The organism is Acidovorax sp. Root217, assembly GCF_001428645.1.
GTDB lineage: Bacteria > Pseudomonadota > Gammaproteobacteria > Burkholderiales > Burkholderiaceae_C > Acidovorax.
This window is the reverse complement of sequence record NZ_LMIH01000008.1, coordinates 13,795-30,387: the sequence shown is the minus strand read 5'-3', so window position 1 is coordinate 30,387 and position 16,593 is coordinate 13,795. Positions and strand designations below refer to the sequence as shown.

General features: G+C 65.5%; 13 protein-coding genes and 3 tRNA genes. 10 read left to right on the top strand and 6 right to left on the bottom strand.

Features of this window, described 5'->3' with window-relative positions; genetic code table 11:
- The 7 genes from ASE31_RS07650 to ASE31_RS07620 all read left to right on the top strand — a co-directional run bounded on the left by ASE31_RS07650 (position 1) and on the right by ASE31_RS07620 (position 10,007).
- On the top strand, positions 1-3,183 hold the full coding sequence (locus ASE31_RS07650) for an efflux RND transporter permease subunit (protein ID WP_057200962.1): 3,183 nt from the start codon (positions 1-3) through the stop codon (positions 3,181-3,183).
- 182 nt (positions 3,184-3,365) lie between these two features.
- Positions 3,366-3,452 (top strand) — tRNA-Leu (locus tag ASE31_RS07645).
- 66 nt (positions 3,453-3,518) lie between these two features.
- Positions 3,519-4,832 carry a trigger factor gene (tig, locus tag ASE31_RS07640; protein ID WP_057200961.1) on the top strand — a complete coding sequence of 438 codons (1,314 nt, stop codon included), beginning with the start codon at positions 3,519-3,521 and terminating at the stop codon, positions 4,830-4,832.
- 123 nt (positions 4,833-4,955) lie between these two features.
- Positions 4,956-5,564 (top strand): ATP-dependent Clp endopeptidase proteolytic subunit ClpP, encoded by a 609-nt coding sequence (gene clpP, locus ASE31_RS07635; RefSeq protein ID WP_057200960.1) that lies wholly within the window; start codon positions 4,956-4,958, stop codon positions 5,562-5,564.
- 369 nt (positions 5,565-5,933) lie between these two features.
- Positions 5,934-7,199, top strand: a complete 1,266-nt coding sequence (clpX, locus tag ASE31_RS07630) for an ATP-dependent Clp protease ATP-binding subunit ClpX (RefSeq protein WP_057200959.1) — start codon at positions 5,934-5,936, stop codon at positions 7,197-7,199.
- 147 nt (positions 7,200-7,346) lie between these two features.
- Positions 7,347-9,773: an endopeptidase La gene (gene lon / locus ASE31_RS07625; RefSeq protein ID WP_057200958.1), complete on the top strand. Its 2,427-nt coding sequence runs from the start codon at positions 7,347-7,349 to the stop codon at positions 9,771-9,773.
- A gap of 158 nt (positions 9,774-9,931) precedes the next feature.
- Positions 9,932-10,007, top strand: a tRNA-Gly gene (locus tag ASE31_RS07620).
- 222 nt (positions 10,008-10,229) lie between these two features.
- On the opposite strand, the gene ASE31_RS07615 is transcribed toward ASE31_RS07620, so the two are convergent.
- The 3 genes from ASE31_RS07615 to ASE31_RS07605 form a co-directional block, all read right to left on the bottom strand.
- Complete coding sequence (locus ASE31_RS07615) at positions 10,230-10,778, bottom strand: hypothetical protein (protein WP_057200957.1); 549 nt, start codon at positions 10,776-10,778, stop codon at positions 10,230-10,232.
- 89 nt (positions 10,779-10,867) lie between these two features.
- The gene (locus ASE31_RS07610; RefSeq protein WP_057200956.1) at positions 10,868-11,320 is read right to left on the bottom strand and encodes a hypothetical protein; all 453 of its coding nucleotides are present in this window, start codon (positions 11,318-11,320) and stop codon (positions 10,868-10,870) included.
- Entirely contained in the window at positions 11,308-11,991 is a 684-nt protein-coding gene (locus ASE31_RS07605) for a hypothetical protein (protein WP_157412395.1), read from the bottom strand. Before ASE31_RS07605 ends, ASE31_RS07610 begins: the two co-directional genes overlap by 13 nt.
- A 79-nt stretch (positions 11,992-12,070) precedes the next feature.
- Between ASE31_RS07605 and ASE31_RS07600 the strand changes: the two genes are divergently transcribed.
- Complete coding sequence (locus ASE31_RS07600; RefSeq protein WP_057200954.1) at positions 12,071-12,982, top strand: LysR family transcriptional regulator; 912 nt, start codon at positions 12,071-12,073, stop codon at positions 12,980-12,982.
- Here the strand turns inward: ASE31_RS07600 and ASE31_RS07595 are convergent.
- The 3 genes from ASE31_RS07595 to ASE31_RS07585 form a co-directional block, all read right to left on the bottom strand.
- A complete protein-coding gene (locus ASE31_RS07595) occupies positions 12,934-13,683 on the bottom strand; it encodes an aldolase (RefSeq protein ID WP_057200953.1) in 750 nt (249 codons plus the stop codon). The two genes, ASE31_RS07600 and ASE31_RS07595, sit on opposite strands and share 49 nt — an antisense overlap.
- A gap of 3 nt (positions 13,684-13,686) precedes the next feature.
- A complete protein-coding gene (locus ASE31_RS07590) occupies positions 13,687-14,700 on the bottom strand; it encodes a tripartite tricarboxylate transporter substrate binding protein (protein WP_057200952.1) in 1,014 nt (337 codons plus the stop codon).
- Between the two features lie 150 nt (positions 14,701-14,850).
- Positions 14,851-15,702 (bottom strand): helix-turn-helix domain-containing protein, encoded by an 852-nt coding sequence (locus tag ASE31_RS07585; RefSeq protein WP_235514334.1) that lies wholly within the window; start codon positions 15,700-15,702, stop codon positions 14,851-14,853.
- Here ASE31_RS07585 and ASE31_RS07580 point away from each other — a divergent pair.
- Positions 15,689-16,408: an aspartate/glutamate racemase family protein gene (locus ASE31_RS07580; RefSeq protein WP_057201066.1), complete on the top strand. Its 720-nt coding sequence runs from the start codon at positions 15,689-15,691 to the stop codon at positions 16,406-16,408. The two genes, ASE31_RS07585 and ASE31_RS07580, sit on opposite strands and share 14 nt — an antisense overlap.
- Before the next feature lie 50 nt (positions 16,409-16,458).
- A tRNA-Cys gene (locus ASE31_RS07575) sits at positions 16,459-16,532 on the top strand.
- Positions 16,533-16,593: the final 61 nt, after the last annotated feature.

The window sequence follows — 16,593 nt, the reverse complement described above, 5'->3', positions numbered from 1 at the left end:
ATGAGCCAGATCCAACCAAAAGAGGGGTTCAACCTCTCCAAATGGGCGCTCGACCACCCGGCGCTCACGCGCTACCTGATGGTGGTGCTGATGCTGCTGGGCTTTGCCGCCTACTTCCAGCTGGGGCAGGACGAAGACCCGCCCTTCACCTTCCGCGCCATGGTGGTGCGCACCTACTGGCCCGGCGCCACGGCGCAGCAGGTGGCCGAGCAGGTCACCGACAAGCTCGAGCGCACCCTGCAGGAGGTGCCCTACGCCGACAAGATCCGCAGCTATTCCAAGCCCGGCGAGTCGCAGATCATCTTCCAGATCAAGGACTCGTCCAAGGGCAGCGAGGTGGCCAACGTCTGGTACACCGTGCGCAAGAAGATCGGGGACATGCGCTACACCCTGCCCACGGGCATCCAGGGGCCGTTCTTCAACGACGACTTTGGCGACGTGTATGGCGTGATCTACGCGCTCGAATCCGAAGGCTTCAGCTACGCCGAACTCAAGAACTTTGCCGACGATGCACGCCAGCAGCTGCTGCGCGTGCCCGACGTGGCCAAGGTCGAACTCTTCGGCGTGCAGGACGAGAAGCTCTTCATCGAAATCTCGCAAAAGCGCCTGTCGCAGCTGGGCCTGGACATGAACCAGGTGCTGGCCCAACTGGGCCAGCAGAACGCCGTGGAAGGCGCGGGCGCCGTGCAGACCCCGTTGGACCAGGTGCAAGTGCGCGTGGCCGGCCAGTTCAATGCGGTGGAAGACCTCGCGGCCATGCCGATCCGCGGCCCTTCCGGTGCGCAGCTGCGCCTGGGCGACATCGCCGAGATCAAGCGCGGCTACGTGGAACCCACGGCCGTGAAGGTGCGCCACCAGGGCAAGGAAGTGATCGCCCTGGGTGTCTCCATGACCAAGGGCGGCGACATCATCGCCCTCGGCAAGGCGCTGCATGTGGCCACCGACCGCATCGGCTCCGCGCTGCCCGCCGGCGTGAAGCTGGTGAACGTGCAGGACCAGCCCAAGGCCGTGGCCACCTCGGTCAACGAATTCGTGAAGGTGCTGATCGAGGCCGTGGTCATCGTGCTGGCCGTGAGCTTCGTCGCCCTGGGTTTCCACCGCCGCCCCGGCAAGCAGCCACTGTGGAAGCGCTGGTACATCGACCCGCGCCCCGGCCTGGTGGTGGGCATCACTATCCCCATGGTGCTGGCCGTGACCTTTCTGGGCATGTGGTACTGGAACATCGGGCTGCACAAGATCTCGCTGGGCTCGCTGATCATCGCCCTGGGCCTGCTGGTGGACGACGCCATCATCGCCGTGGAGATGATGGTGCTCAAGCTCGAAGAGGGCTACGACAAGGTGCGCGCCGCTACCTTCGCCTACGAGCTCACGGCCATGCCCATGCTCACGGGCACGCTGATCACGGCGGTGGGCTTTCTGCCCATCGGCATCGCCAAGTCGACCACCGGCGAGTACACCTTCGCGATCTTCGCGGTGACGGTGCTCGCGCTGGTGCTGAGCTGGATCGTCTCGGTCTACTTCGTGCCCTACCTGGGCACCCTGCTGCTCAAGGTGCCGGCCCACGTGGCCCATGCGCAGGAGCACCACGGCGTGGAGGCGGGCGGGCACGAGGTGTTCGACAGCCCGTTCTACAACTTCTTTCGCCGCCTGGTGACCTGGTGCGTGCGCCACCGCTGGATCACCATCGCCCTCACCGTGGGTACGTTTGCCCTGGGCATCTTCGGCATGGGCCAGGTGCAGCAGCAGTTCTTCCCCGATTCGAGCCGCCCCGAGATCATCGTCGACGTGTGGTTCCCCGAGGGCACCTCCTTCGCGGGCAACGAAGAGGTCACCAAGCGCGTGGAAGCGCGCCTGCTGGCCGAGCCGGGTGTGAACACCGTGAGCACCTGGGTGGGCTCGGGTGTGCCGCGTTTCTACCTGCCGCTGGACCAGGTGTTCCCGCAGAGCAACGTGTCGCAGTTCATCGTGGTGCCGCAGGACCTGAAGGTGCGCGAGAGCCTGCGCATCAAGCTGCCCGGCCTGCTGGCGCAGGAGTTCCCTGAAGTGCGGGGCCGCGTGAAGCTGCTGCCCAACGGGCCACCCGTGCCGTACCCGGTGCAGTTCCGCGTGGTCGGGCTGGACCCGCTGGTGCTGCGCGAGCGCGCCGACGAGGTCAAGGCCGCCCTGCGCGAGAACCCCCAGATGCGCGGCGTGAACGACAACTGGAACGAGTCCGTGAAGGTGCTGCGCCTGGAAGTGGACCAGGCCAAGGCGCGCGCCCTGGGCGTGACCAGCCAGTCCATCGCCCAGGCCAGCAAGACCATCCTCTCGGGCACGCAGGTGGGCCAGTTCCGCGAGGGCGACAAGCTCATCGACATCATGCTGCGCCAGCCGCTCGATGAGCGCAACGCCATCACCGACATCGCCAACGCCTACCTGCCCACGGCCTCGGGCAAGTCGATCCCGCTCACGCAGATCGCCAAGCCCGTGTTCACCTGGGAGCCGGGCGTGATGTGGCGTGAGAACCGCGACTACGCCATCACGGTGCAGGGCGACGTGACCGAAGGCGTGCAGGGCGCCACCGTCACCGCGCAGCTGCTGCCGGGCCTGCGCGCCATCGAGGCCAAGTGGCGTGAGGCGGGGCAGGGCGGCTACCGCATCGAGGTGGCAGGCGCCGTGGAGGAAAGCTCCAAGGGATCGGCCTCCATTGCGGCGGGCATCCCGATCATGCTGTTCGTCACCTTCACGCTGCTGATGCTGCAGTTGCACAGCTTCAGCCGCGCGATGCTGGTGTTCCTGACCGGGCCGCTGGGACTGGCCGGCGTGGCAGGCGCTCTCATCCTGCTCAACCGCCCCTTCGGCTTTGTGGCGCTGCTGGGCGTGATCGCGCTGATGGGCATGATCCAGCGCAACTCGGTGATCCTGATCGACCAGATCGAGCAGGACCGCGCCAAGGGCATCCCCGCGTGGGACGCCATCGTCGAATCCGCCGTGCGCCGGCTGCGCCCCATCGTGCTCACGGCGGCCGCTGCCGTGCTGGCCATGATCCCGCTGTCGCGCAGCGTGTTCTGGGGTCCGATGGCCGTGGCCATCATGGGCGGGCTGATCGTGGCCACGGTGCTCACCTTGCTGGCCCTGCCGGCGATGTACGCGGCCTGGTTCCGCGTGAAGCGGCCCGAGGACGAGCGCGCCGCCCTGGTCTGAGTGCCCACCGATGGCCACCCCTGCCTCTAGTAGGGGTGGCCTCGGGGCAGGGTGAACCCTTGCACGCAATGTGCATGCGGAAATCAGTGTGCGCCGCTTCTCAGGTTAAAATCTAAGGTTGACCGATTTCACACAGGCGGCGGGCATAGCTTGCCGCCTGTTTGTTTGTTAGTTGTAGAACCGCGCGGGTGGCGAAATTGGTAGACGCACCAGGTTTAGGTCCTGACGGTAGCAATACTGTGCGGGTTCGAGTCCCGCCCCGCGCACCATCCATGTGAGACTTTGCGGAACACTGCGCTGCAGACAGCACGATCACATCCATAAGAGGAATAGCCATGTCCGTTACTGTTGAAACCCTTGAGAAGCTCGAGCGCAAGATCACGCTGAGCGTGCCCCTGACCGTGATCCAGACCGAAGTCGACACGCGTCTGAAGCGCCTGGCGCGCACCGTGAAGATGGACGGCTTCCGTCCCGGCAAGGTGCCCATGAACGTGGTCGCCCAGCGTTACGGCTATTCCGTGCAGTACGAAGTGCTCAACGACAAGGTCGGTGAAGCCTTTGCCGTGGCCGCCAACGAAGCCAAGCTGCGCGTGGCCGGCCAGCCCCGCATCACCGAAAAAGACGGTGCCCCCGAAGGCCAGGTGACCTTCGACGCCATCTTCGAAGTGTTCCCCGAAGTCAAGATCGGTGACCTGTCGGACGCCGAAGTCGAGAAGCTGTCGGCCGATGTGACCGATTCGGCCATCGACAAGACCATCGACATCCTGCGCAAGCAGCGTCGCACCTTCGCCCAGCGCGCCCAGGGCGCCCCTGCCGAAGACGGTGACCGCGTGTCCGTGGACTTCGAAGGCAAGATCGACGGCGAGCCGTTCGAAGGCGGCAAGGCCGAGGACTTCCAGTTCCTGGTCGGCGAAGGCCAGATGCTCAAGGAATTCGAAGAAGCCGTGCGCGGCATGAAGACCGGCGAAAGCAAGACCTTCCCGCTGGCTTTCCCTGCCGACTACCACGGCAAGGACGTGGCCGGCAAGACGGCTGACTTCCTGGTCACGGTCAAGAAGATCGAAGCCGCCAACCTGCCCGAAGTGAACGACGCCCTGGCCAAGTCGCTGGGCATCGCCGACGGCTCGGTGGACGGCCTGCGCGCCGACATCAAGAAGAACCTGGAGCGCGAAGTCAAGTTCCGCCTGCTGGCCCGCAACAAGCAAGCCGTGATGGACGCCCTGGTGGCCAAGGCCGAACTCGACCTGCCCAATTCGAGCGTGCAGGCCGAAATCGGCCGCCTGCTGGAAGGCGCCCGCGCTGACCTCAAGCAACGCGGCCTGAAGGACGCCGACAAGGCCGAGATCCCTGAAGACGTGTTCCGTCCCCAGGCCGAGCGCCGCGTGCGCCTGGGCCTGGTGGTGGCCGAGCTGGTGCGTGCCAACGAACTGCAGGCCAAGCCCGAGCAGCTCAAGGCCCACATCGACGAGCTGGCTGCCAGCTACGAGAAGCCTGAAGACGTGGTGCGCTGGTACTTCGGCGACCGCCAACGCCTGGCCGAAGTGGAAGCCGTGGTCATCGAGAACAACGTGACCGACTTCGTGCTGGGCAAGGCCAAGGTCGTTGACAAGGCTGTGTCGTTCGACGAACTCATGGGCCAGCAAGGCTAAAGCCGGTGTTCGCCGGCCATCCTTTGTGGATGGCCCGGCGATAGCTTGCCGCAGGGGCTTGTGCTTTCATGCACAAGCCCCAATTCATTTCTGGGTACAGTACCTGCTTGCACTGGAGAAAACATGAGTTCACTGGATACACAAGCCTTGGGCATGGTCCCCATGGTCATCGAGCAGTCGGGACGCGGCGAGCGCTCCTACGACATCTATTCGCGCCTGCTCAAGGAGCGCATCATCTTCCTGGTGGGCGAGGTCAACGACCAGACCGCCAACCTGGTGGTGGCGCAGCTGCTCTTTTTGGAGAGCGAGAACCCCGACAAGGACATTTCGTTCTACATCAACTCGCCGGGTGGCAGCGTGACGGCCGGCATGGCCATCTACGACACCATGCAGTTCATCAAGCCTGATGTGTCGACCATGTGCGTGGGCTTTGCAGCCAGCATGGGCGCCTTCCTGCTGGCGGCCGGCGCCAAGGGCAAGCGTTTTTCGCTGCCCAACTCCAAGGTCATGATCCACCAGGTGCTGGGCGGCGCACGCGGCCAGGCCACCGACATCGAGATCCATGCGCGCGACATCCTGCGCACCAAGGACCAGATGAACCGCATCCTGGCCGAGCGCACGGGCCAGCCGCTGGAAAAGGTCAAGCACGACACCGAGCGCGATTACTTCCTCACGGCCGACGAGGCCAAGGACTACGGCCTGGTGGACCAGGTGATCGCCAAGCGCCCCTGATACGGGCGGAGCAAGAACCTGTTTACGGTCTCGCAGGGGACCCCTGGTACGGATTTGCCTTCAACCGTCTAACGTCGTTGGTCCGCCTTGCCGTGCTACAGCACTGTCTGCGGCCTCCCGCCTAGTTATACGATTGAATGCAAATCCGTATGAGAGATCGTAAACAGGTTCTAGCGGTCAGCGGCGTTCGTTTTTCCGGGAACCTGTTCCGAGCATTTGGCCTGGCGTAACGCTGGGGTTGAGTTCGGGGCTTCCTGCAGCCACAGGGGCATTGCCCCCGGGCAGGCAGGGCAGTTTTCCCGGGAAAGAACGCCGCTTTTTATTTGGTTATCATCTCCCGACAACTTTCCGAAACAAGGCATTGCCCCCATGGCCGAGAAAAAAGGCTCCTCCAGCGAGAAAACCCTCTACTGCTCTTTCTGCGGCAAAAGCCAGCACGAAGTGAAGAAGCTGATCGCCGGACCGTCCGTCTTTATCTGCGACGAGTGCATTGACCTGTGCAACGAAATCATCCGTGACGAGCTGCCCTCCGGCGACCTGGCCAAGGACGCCAAGAGCGACCTGCCCACGCCCCTGGAGATCAAGTCCAACCTGGACAACTACGTCATCGGCCAAGACGTGGCCAAGCGCACGCTGGCCGTCGCGGTGTACAACCACTACAAGCGCCTGCGCCACAAGGACAAGGCGCACAAGGACGACATCGAGCTGTCCAAGAGCAACATCCTCTTGATAGGGCCCACGGGTTCGGGCAAGACGCTGCTGGCCCAGACGCTGGCGCGCATGCTCGACGTGCCCTTCGTGATGGCCGACGCCACCACGCTGACGGAAGCCGGCTACGTGGGCGAGGACGTGGAGAACATCGTCCAGAAGCTGCTGCAAAGCTGCAACTACGAGGTCGAGCGGGCCCAGCGCGGTATCGTTTACATCGACGAGATCGACAAGATCTCGCGCAAGTCGGACAACCCCTCCATCACCCGCGATGTGTCGGGCGAGGGCGTGCAGCAGGCGCTGCTCAAGCTGATCGAAGGCACCATGGCCAGCGTGCCGCCCCAGGGCGGGCGCAAGCACCCGAACCAGGACTTCCTGCAGATCGACACGACCAACATCCTGTTCATCTGCGGCGGTGCGTTCGCGGGCCTGGAGAAGGTCATCGAGAACCGCACCGAGGCGTCGGGCATCGGTTTCGGCGCATCGGTCAAGAGCAAGAAGCAGCGCTCGCTGACCGAGGTGTTCACCGAGATCGAGCCCGAGGACCTGATCAAGTTCGGCCTGATCCCCGAGTTGGTCGGCCGCATGCCTGTGGTGACCGCCCTGGCCGAGCTCAGCGAAGACGCGCTGGTCGAGATCCTGACCGCGCCCAAGAATGCGCTGGTCAAGCAGTACAGCAAGCTCCTGGCCATGGAAGGCGTGGACCTGGAGATCCGTCCTGCCGCGCTCAAGGCCATCGCCCGCAAGGCACTGGCGCGCAAGACCGGTGCCCGGGGCCTGCGTTCGATCCTGGAGCAGTCCCTGATCGGCACCATGTTCGACCTGCCCAACCAGAGCAATGTCGAGAAGGTCGTGGTGGACGAATCCACCATCGACGAAAGCAAGCCGCCGCTCCTCGTGTACCGAGAAGCAGCGAAGAAGGCCTGACATGTCCCCGCGGTGCCATGCAAGCCCCTCTTGCATGCACCGCGCCTGGCTACGCCGCCATTCAACCCTTGTGCCAGCACGGCTGGGCACGGGGGTTGAAAATCCCCACATGTGGACCATATTCCACAGAGTTAACTGAGGATTTCCATGTCCGGACATACCCCCCTGCCAGCCACCCCCATCGACCTGCCGCTGTTGCCCCTGCGCGACGTGGTGGTGTTCCCCCACATGGTGATACCGCTCTTCGTGGGCCGCCCCAAGAGCATCAAGGCGCTGGAGCTGGCCATGGAGGCCGACCGCCGCATCATGCTGGTGGCCCAGAAGGCCGCCGCCAAGGACGAGCCCTCGGTGGCCGACATGTTCGACGTCGGCTGCGTCTCCACCATCCTGCAGATGCTCAAGCTGCCTGACGGCACCGTGAAGGTGCTGGTCGAAGGCCAGCAGCGCGCACTGGTGTCGTCCATCGAAGACGCCGAGACGCACTTCAACGCCACCGTGACGCCCGTGGAGCAGTCTGCCGAGGCCACCAAGCCCAGCGAAATCGAGGCCCTGCGCCGCGCGGTGATGCAGCAGTTTGACCAGTACGTCAAGCTCAACAAGAAGATCCCGCCCGAGATCCTGACCAGCATCTCCAGCATCGACGATCCGGGTCGCCTGGCCGACACGATTGCCGCGCACCTGCCGCTCAAGCTCGAGAACAAGCAGATCGTGCTCGACCTGTCGGACGTGAAGGCGCGCCTGGAAAACCTGTTCGAGCAGCTCGACCGCGAGGTCGACATCCTCAACGTCGACAAGAAGATCCGTGGCCGCGTAAAGCGCCAGATGGAGAAGAACCAGCGCGACTTCTACCTCAACGAGCAGGTCAAGGCCATCCAGAAGGAACTGGGCGAGGGCGAAGAGGGCGCGGACATCGAGGAGATCGAAAAGAAGATCAAGCTCGCCAAGATGCCCGCCGAGGCGCGCAAGAAGGCCGATGCCGAGTTCAAGAAGCTCAAGCTCATGTCGCCCATGTCGGCCGAGGCCACCGTGGTGCGCAACTACATCGACGTGCTCACGGCACTGCCATGGGCCAAGAAGACCAAGATCAAGCACGACCTGGTGAATGCCGAGGGCGTGCTCAACGAAGACCACTTCGGTCTGGACAAGGTCAAGGACCGCATCCTTGAGTACCTTGCAGTGCAGCAGCGCGTGGACAAGGTGAAGGCGCCCATCCTGTGCCTGGTGGGCCCTCCTGGCGTGGGCAAGACCTCGCTGGGCCAGTCGATCGCCAAGGCCACCGGGCGCAAGTATGTTCGCATGGCCCTGGGCGGCATGCGCGACGAGGCCGAGATCCGCGGGCACCGCCGCACCTACATCGGCGCTCTGCCGGGCAAGGTGCTGCAGAGCCTCTCGAAGGTGGGCACGCGCAATCCGCTGTTCCTGCTCGACGAGATCGACAAGCTCGGTACCGACTTCCGTGGCGACCCGTCGAGTGCGCTGCTGGAGGTGCTGGACCCCGAGCAGAACCACACCTTCGGCGACCACTACGTCGAGGTGGACTTCGACCTCTCCGACGTGATGTTCGTCGCCACTTCGAACTCGATGAACATCCCGCCGGCCCTGCTCGACCGCATGGAAGTGATCCGCCTGTCGGGTTACACCGAGGACGAGAAGACCAGCATCGCCATGAAGTACCTGCTGCCCAAGCAGCTCAAGAACAATGGCGTGAAGGACGAGGAGCTCGAGATCACCGAGCCCGCCGTGCGCGACATGGTGCGCTACTACACCCGCGAAGCCGGCGTGCGCTCGCTGGAGCGCGAGCTGTCCAAGATTTGCCGCAAGGTGGTCAAGGGCCTGCAGCTCAAGAAGTACGAGCCGCAAGTCGTCGTCACCGCCGACAACCTGCCCGACTTCCTGGGTGTGCGCAAGTACACCTACGGCCGTGCCGAGGCGCAGAACCAGGTGGGCCAGGTGGTCGGCCTGGCGTGGACCGAGGTGGGCGGCGACCTGCTCACCATCGAAGCCGCCGCCATGCCCGGCAAGGGCGTGATCACGCGCACCGGCTCGTTGGGCGACGTGATGAAGGAGTCGGTCGAGGCAGCGCGCACGGTGGTGCGCAGCCGCTCGCGCATCCTGGGCATCAAGGACGAAGCCTTCGAGAAGCGCGACATCCACATCCACGTGCCCGACGGCGCCACCCCCAAGGACGGCCCGAGCGCCGGTGCCGCCATGACCACGGCCTTCGTCTCCGCGCTCACGGGCATCCCCGTGCGCGCCGACGTGGCCATGACCGGCGAGATCACCTTGCGCGGCGAAGTCACCGCCATCGGCGGCCTCAAGGAAAAGCTGCTGGCGGCCCTGCGCGGCGGTATCAAGACGGTGCTGATCCCCGAAGAGAACGTGAAGGACTTGGCCGAGATCCCGGACAACGTCAAGAGCGGCCTGGAGATCGTGCCCGTGCGCTGGATCGACAAGGTGCTGGAGATAGCGCTTGAAACCATGCCCGTGCCCCTGACGGACGAAGAGGTGGCCGTGGCGCCTGCGCCATCGACCGACAAGGCTGCTGCGCCTGCGGCAGATGGTCTCAAGCACTGATACCTGGTAGCGAAGCCGCTGGGTAAAAAGTCGATGGAGTGAAGGCATCGCAAATTTTTTGAGGGGACTTTCAGAGACCCCCAAAAAATGCGCTACAATTCACTCCATCGCAGCACACAACGTACTAAACGATGTACAATGTAAGGCTTCGGTAAAATGCGGGAATAGCTCAGTTGGTAGAGCGCAACCTTGCCAAGGTTGAGGTCGAGAGTTCGAGACTCTTTTCCCGCTCCACACATCGCAGGCTGCTCATGCAGCAGGCAAACAAAAAGGATCCTTCGGGATCCTTTTTTGTTTTTCGCTCCCATCTGTGCTTCTCTATCTCCCCGCCTGCAGCCGCCGGGTGGGCGCAGTGTCCACTGTCAGTCACCCGCTGTTGGCGCTCTTGCCAGCGCCCGCATGCGGTCATGGCAGGCAACCTTTGAAAAAGCTCGCTGGCCAGGATGGCGGAGTACGCTACTTGAATGTGCTGCTCAGAATCACCCACTCGATTCCATCGCCATCGCCGCCCACGTCTTCATGCCTGGCAATGTTGATCGCGAGCTTGGGGCAGTCCTGGCCGTCTCCCAGCCATTTCGTGTGTCGAAAACTGAGCTTCATCGCCTTGAACTGGCGTTTGAGCTTGGTGAAGCTGGTGTTGCGGTGCAGGTCCACCCCTTGGTACTTCAATGAGCCGGCGAGGAATTCGATGTCCTGCACCTTGCTGCCGTCGTAGCGCACGCGGATGACGGTGGATTTGTCGGCGGTGAGGAAGTCGTCCTCATCCGGGTAGCGGCCGGGCTTGGGAGGCACAAAGCCCGCTGCGCTCATCGCCTTGCGCAGCGCTTCGCGATTCTGGCCCAGGTTGACCCGCAACGTGCCGCAGTTGATGCCCTGGCGCGGGACCAGTTGCCAGGATGCGTTGGCCTGCGCTGCCTTGCCACTGCAGTGGTCGGCGGGTTGGGACATGGCACTGCCGGCAAGCAATGCAGTGCACCAGGCGAGTATCTTCAGAAAACGGAGCATGGAGACGGTTCCTCGGTATGGCGTTCATGGACGGTGCCCCGGGCCCATGAGCGCAGGCTGGCCGCTGGTGGGCGAGCATAGCTGCGCTCTTACCCAGCATGGCTGGCAAAACCCACCACCCGCCATGGGCCCTTTGCGGTGCGCCGCAGCGTGATGCCGAACAGGCATGGGCTGCCCGCGAATTCCACGCGCACCAGCGGCTCGTCGAGCGTGCGGCCTCCGGCCCAGCGGCGCAACCGGTTGCCATGCGATTGGAACGGGGCGGTGTATTCCACACGGGCCGGCGGGCACAGCTGGCGTTGCGCGTTGGCCTGCAGCTCGGCGGGCGTCGTGCCGGTGGCGGGGCCCGCCAGCGTGCGCCCGAATGCAGCCGTATAGTCGCGCCGCTCCACATCGCGCACAAAGGCCTGGGCGGTGGTGATGGCCTCTGTGGGCAGGTGCTGCTGGTGCAGCAGCCACCAGAGCATGGGCGCGCCGGTCGCGGCGGCAAGCGCCACGGCCAGCACAAGCTGCTTTTTCCAGGAGGCCTTCAGGACGCCCACCAGTGCGTGACCATGAAAGGCTGCGGCTGCCCGGGGATGGACACCATGATGCTCCCGCGCCCGCACAGCGGGCCGCAGCGCTGGCCCAGGTAGCGGATGGCCACGGAAGGCACGGGCTGCGTGGCGCCTGCGGGCAGTACGGCCGCCGCGCCGCGCTCCAGGTGGGCAAGCACCACGAACTGGTCGTCGCCGTCCAGCGTCTGCGTGACCGGGTGGCAGGCCGGGCTGCTGCCCTGGGCGGGGGCGGCGGCCTGCAGCAGCGCCGCCGCGCGCCGCCCTTCGATCAGGGCCATGCGCTCGGCCTCGGTCTTCCACTGCGTGGGTTTGGCGTGGGCCTGGCGGCTGAGCTCGCTGCGGTCCAGCAGCACCGTGACGCCCTCCAGCACCACCGACAGGCAGTCCGCCGGCGCGCGCGTGCGCTGGGCCACGGTGCGGGTTTCGTCCACGTCGGTGCCTGCGGGTGGGCGCTCGGGCGCTGCGGCGGGGCCTGCGCCATGGCTGCTCATGCTGGTGCCCAGGCTGAGCGCCAGCACGCATGGCGCGAGCAACTGGTGGGCGATGCGTGCGGCAATGCCCGTGCGGGATGGTGGTCGTGGCGTGTTGGTGGATGGCTGCCGCATGGCGGTGCTGGCCTCATTGGATGTTCGGTGGTAGTGGCTGGCAGTGGGCATCGCTCGGCGGGCGGGGTTGCGCGCCAGCGCGCGTGCCCCGAGGAGCGTGCGCAGAGCAGGGCGGTGCATAGAATAGCCCATGCATGACAAAGATCGGCTGCTCAGAACCTTCCTGCTGGTGGCGCAGGGCGGGTCGCTGCAGAAGGCAGCGGACAGGCTCGGGCTCAGCCAGCCCGCGGTGAGCAAGCAGATCAGTGCGCTGGAAGCGTTTCTGGAGTGCGTTCTGTTCACGCGCCACGGGCGTGGCATGGCGCTGACCCCGGTGGGCCAGCGCCTGGCTGGCAGCGCGGCCGAGCATTTCGCGATGCTCGATGTGGCCCTGGACACGGCACGCTCTGCGGCGGATGCCGCGCGCTACGTGCGCATCGCCTGCGTCAACACCCTGGCGGCCTATCTGCTGCCCCCGGTGGTGGCCGAGCTCAAGCGGACGCACCCCGGGCTGGTCGTGCGGGTGGACAACGCCAGCTCACCCGACGTCGTGGACCAGGTCGTGCGTGGCCATGCGGACATTGGCCTGGTGTACGACCTCGCGGTGAACACCGACGCGGTGCAGGTGCTGCGCCTGTACCACGAGGAGGTCAGCGCATATGGCTTGCGCGGCGGTGAAGAAGGTGGGGATTCGGAGCCTTCCTCGCTGACCGTCGCCGAACTGGCCCGGCGCCCGCTGATCGTGCCACCCCGCCCCTATGCACTGCGGCGCGTCATCGAGCGTGAACTGCCCGGGCCCCTGGTGATTGCGGCCGAATGCAGCTCGGTCAGCGTATCGCTGGACCTGGCGGCCGCAGGCGTGGGCCTGGTGCTGCTGCCCAGCGCGCTGCCCGACCTGGCCGTGGTTCCGCGCGGCCTGGCCCGGCTGCGCATCGCCGATGCCGACCTGGGCAGGCAGGTGGTTGCGATCCATCGGCTGGCGGCCACGCCGCCCAAGGCGCTGGCCGCCACGCTTCAGGTGATCGAGGACTTTGCGGCCCGCGCCGCCTGCCGCGCCCAGTAGGCGAAGGTGCCGTTGACGATGGCCGGCTGCAGCAGGAAGTCATGGGCTTCCTTCGCGGCCGCAGGCTCCACAGGCTGCAGTGGGCCTATCGCCAGCGCGTCCAGGCACATGCGCGCATTGCGCTCGGCAAACACGTTGAGGTAGACGGCCTCCTGCAGCGTTGCCCCCGTGCAGACCATGCCATGGTTGACCAGAAATGCCGAGCGCTTGCCCGCCAGGGCGCCCGAGATCAACGCGCCTTCGTCATCCCCGGTGGGCACGCCGGGCCAGTGCGCCAGAAACCCGCAGTCGTCATGGAACATCGCCGCATCCATGTGGGCAACGGGCATGCCGATGCCCAGCATCGACAGCGCCGACAGCGCCTGCGGATGGGTATGGATGATGGCGCGCACCCCGGGGTGGTGGCGGTAGATCCAGCTGTGAAATCGCACCCCGGGGTTGGCCTTGCCGGTGCCCTGCAGTGTGGTGAGGTGCTCGTCGACCAGCAGCATCGACGCATCGTCGGCCTCTTCCAGGCCCGTGCCCAGTGCCAGCGTGAGCAAGCGTGAGGAATCGCCGTCGCGCACGGTCACCTGGCCGGCCAGACCAGCGGCATGGCCCTGGTGCGCGAGGATATGGCAGGCATCGAGAAAGACCTGCCGGGGGCTGGTGCCCCGCGCGCCGCTGCCTGCGACCGGATCGAGGTGGAGTGTTTTTTCCATGGGTCAGTTCTCCAGGGTGATGCCGCGCTCCTTGATGAGCGTGCGGTACGACTGCAGCTCCGAGCGCACCAGTGCGCTGAAGCTGGCAGGGCTGTTGGCGAACGGAGCAAACCCCAGCGACTGCAAGCGGGAGATGAATTCAGGGCTTGCGACCACCGCGTCCAGCGCGGCGGCCAGGCGCGTGGCTGCTTCTGCGGGCATGGCGGCCGGGCCCACAACGCCGACCCAGGGGGCAAACTCGAAGCCTTTCAGCCCGGATTCGTTGAAGGTCGGAACCTCCGGCATCAGCGGGCTGCGCTCCAGCATGGCCACGGCAATCGCTTTCACCTTGCCGCTCTTTTGGTACTGGCTTGCCAGGTTGGTATCGATGAACGTCAGGTCCACATGGCCGGCCACCACGTCGGCCAGCGCCGGTGCGCCGCCCCGGTAGGGGATGTGGGTGATGAACACCCCCGACCGAGCCTTGAAGGTTTCGAAGGCCAGGTGCGGCGGGCTGCCGACCCCTGCGGACCCGTACGTCAGCTTCGCCGGATTGGCTTTGGCATGGGCGACCAGGTCGGCAGGCCGTGACGACGACAGATCGGGCTTGGCGACCATCACCAGCGGGATCTTCGCGACCGTGCCGATGTACCGGAAGTCCTTGGTGACCTCGTAGGACACCTTGGGCTGAAGCACCGGGTTGACCGCGAGCGGCCCCACGTCCAGCAGGCCGATGCTGTAGCCATCGGGCGCGGCGCGTGCGATGGCCTCGGCGGCCAGCATGCCGCCTGCACCGGGCCGGTTGTCCACCACCACCGGCTGGCCCAGGCGGGTGGCAAGCCTCTCGGCCGCCAGGCGTGCGATGGTGTCCACCGCGCCACCGGGGGCCTGGCCAATGAAGAGGCGGATCGGGCGGGTGGGATAGTGGTCTGCGGACGCGGGCGTTGACCTGGGGTCGGCTTGTGCAAACACGGGCAGTGCAGCGCCCATCAGGCTTGCAAGCGCCAGGGTGCGAAGGAGACGGAAGCGGTGGTTCATCGATGTGCCTTCAGGTGGGGGAGGGTGCCGCCATTGCGGTGGGCAAAGTCTAGGCACGGCTTCGCCATGGCGGCATGGCCTGCAGGGCAACTCCGGATTAACGGGCAGTTATGGCCCGCACCGTTGCGTGCGCTGTGCGCATGCCGCCGATCATCCCGGTGCGCAGCTGCCCGCGTGGGCCCGCGCCTGATAGCCCACAGGCGTGAGGCGAAACGCGCGCTGCACCGCCGTGCCCATGTGCGACTGGCTGGCATAGCCCGCCAACGCTGCTGCATCTGCCAGCGCGTTGCGCGGGTCTTCGAGCGCGCGGCGCACGCGCTGCAGGCGGCGCTCGTTCACGTAGGCGTGCGGCGTCATGCCGGTCAGCTGTTTGAAGTGGCGCAGAAAGGCCAGCGGCGTGTGCTGCACCTGGGCGCTCAACGCCGCAAGCGACAGGTCTTCATCGGGGTGGCCGATCTCGTCATCGATGCGCTCCAGCACGCGCGCATACAGCGGTCGCAGCGCTGCCAGGGCCTGGGGCCTGGCCGGTGCCGCATGGACGGCATCGAGCCCGGCCAGCAAAGCCTGCACCAAGGCCTCTACCTGCCCGGGCGGTGCCTGCTGCACCAGCAGCCCGCGCAGTGCCAGGGCCTGCTGCAGCAGGGCAGGGGGTGCGGTGCGCTGCGGGCGGGTTGCGGGCTGCCCAGCATCCGCACGGGATGCATCCCAGCGGGCCGCCAGGTACTCGCCGCCCGTGGCGGACTCAGAGAACACGTCCAGGCCCGGCGGCGTAAACGACATGGTGCCCACCCAGGTGTCGAAGTCCTCGCGCCGGTCGGTGCCTATGGCGTGCACGCCGCGCTGGCGCTCCAGTGCGATGCCGAAGGAGGCCTGACCTGCATCGTCCCGCGCACTGTAGGGCGCGCGCGCGAGCAGTTCCACCGTGAAGGCGGCAGCTCCTGGAGCGGCTGAAATTCCGTGATAGACGATGGAATGCACGCTGGGGATGATGGCAGCTTTCAACCAGGAGATCCATGTGAAGACCATAGGCCTGATCGGCGGCATGAGCTGGGAGTCGACCGCCGAGTACTACCGCCTGATGAACCAGGAAGTGCGCAAGCGCCTGTGGCCGCTGCGCTCAGCGCAGTTGCTCATCCACAGCGTGGACTTCGGCCCCATCGCCCAGGCCCAGCACGAAGGCCGCTGGAACGACGCCGGCGCCATGCTGGCCGATAGCGCGCGCAGGCTGCACGCTGCGGGCGCCGACGCCATCGTGCTGTGCACGAACACCATGCACAAGCTGGCCGGCACCATTGCCGCCGCCACGCCGCTGCCGTTTCTGCACATCGCCGACCCCGTGGGGCAGGCTGCGCGAGGGCAAGGGCTGCGCAAGCTGGGCCTGCTGGCCACGGCGTTCACCATGGAGCAGGCATTTCTCAAGGACAAGCTGGTGCAGGACTACGGCCTTGAAATCGCCACGCCTGACGGGCCCACCCGCGCCGAAGTGCACCGCGTGATCTACGAAGAGCTGTGCCAGGGCATCGTGCGCGATGCGTCGCGCCTCTTCTACCAGCAAGCCATTGCGCAACTGCAGGCCCAGGGCTGCGACGCCATCGTGCTGGGTTGCACCGAGATATCGCTGCTGGTGCAGCAAGGCCACAGCCCGCTGCCACTGCTGGACACCACGGCCTTGCACGCGAAGGCGGCGGTAGATTTTGCGCTGCAGTAGCTGGCGGTTGGCAACGGTGCCTGCAAATTCGGTTAGAATCTGAGGCTAGCGGCGCGATAGCAAATCGGTTATGCCCCGGATTGCAAATCCGGTTAGACCAGTTCGACTCTGGTTCGCGCCTCCAAGATTTTTGAAGCCAGTATTGAAAAGCCCGCTATCGCATCGATAGCGGGCTTTTTTGTTAT